This is a genomic window from Agrobacterium sp. CFBP 3001 (assembly GCF_027871605.1).
In the GTDB taxonomy this organism is placed as follows: domain Bacteria; phylum Pseudomonadota; class Alphaproteobacteria; order Rhizobiales; family Rhizobiaceae; genus Agrobacterium; species Agrobacterium leguminum.
Genome location: NZ_JAQAHD010000061.1, coordinates 1 through 867, shown reverse-complemented (window position 1 = coordinate 867; position 867 = coordinate 1). Strand labels below are relative to the sequence as shown.

Annotated in this window: 2 tRNA genes and 1 rRNA gene; all 3 read right to left on the bottom strand. The window is 55.0% G+C overall.

Annotated elements, in window-relative coordinates:
• Nucleotides 1–318 precede the first annotated feature (318 nt).
• Nucleotides 319–394, bottom strand: a tRNA-Ala gene (locus PH605_RS25295).
• Between the two features lie 94 nt (nt 395–488).
• Nucleotides 489–565: transfer RNA gene (locus PH605_RS25290), tRNA-Ile, on the bottom strand.
• Nucleotides 566–773: 208 nt separating this feature from the next.
• Nucleotides 774–867, bottom strand: a 16S ribosomal RNA gene (locus PH605_RS25285); the annotation flags it as partial.

Genomic DNA, 867 nt, shown 5'->3' with positions numbered 1-867 from the left:
TGGGACTGGGCTCGGACGCTTCAAACCACAAGGGCTCAAAACACCTGGAAGCTTCCAGACATATCTTCTCTTCACAATGTATTCAGAACAGGCATCAATCCTTAGCAGGACAATGCAAACTTTTATTTCTTCAGAAGACAATTCTGCACTCACGCGCCGAAGGCGCTCCGTGAGGGCGCCAAACTATTGGCGACGCGCTACCGCGCTGTATTGCTGCCACACTCGACCTCGGATCAGTTCGCCCCATACAGGACGATAGTCCGTCGCGCCTCGTGGCGCGGCCCGTCCGGAGCCCTTCGGGCGTCAGGACAAAACAAATGGTGGAGCTGAGCGGGATCGAACCGCTGACCCCCTGCTTGCAAAGCAGGTGCTCTCCCAGCTGAGCTACAGCCCCATCCAGCTCGATCACCCAAGTCTCATCAACCAGGCGCGGCAACAATTCGCATCAACCAACAGTCTCAACCCAAACCCTCATTCGCATATGCAAATGGTGGGCCCGGGAAGACTTGAACTTCCGACCCCACGCTTATCAAGCGTGTGCTCTAACCAACTGAGCTACGGGCCCATTCCGGTACCGGTCGATGCGGCTTTTGTCTTCTTGAAGAAAGAGAAACGTGGACGGCGAACCTCGCCATACCAATCCGATTACCGAAGTAATTCCGTGGCGTATTACGTTTCGATGGTCGCCTGACTGGCGCCATCTATGTTCTAAAAAGCACGGGAAAGTTCATCCTGTTCAAGACAGGCGTCTTACTGTTCCACAGCTTCCTTAGAAAGGAGGTGATCCAGCCGCAGGTTCCCCTACGGCTACCTTGTTACGACTTCACCCCAGTCGCTGACCCTACCGTGGTTAGCTGCCTCCTTGCG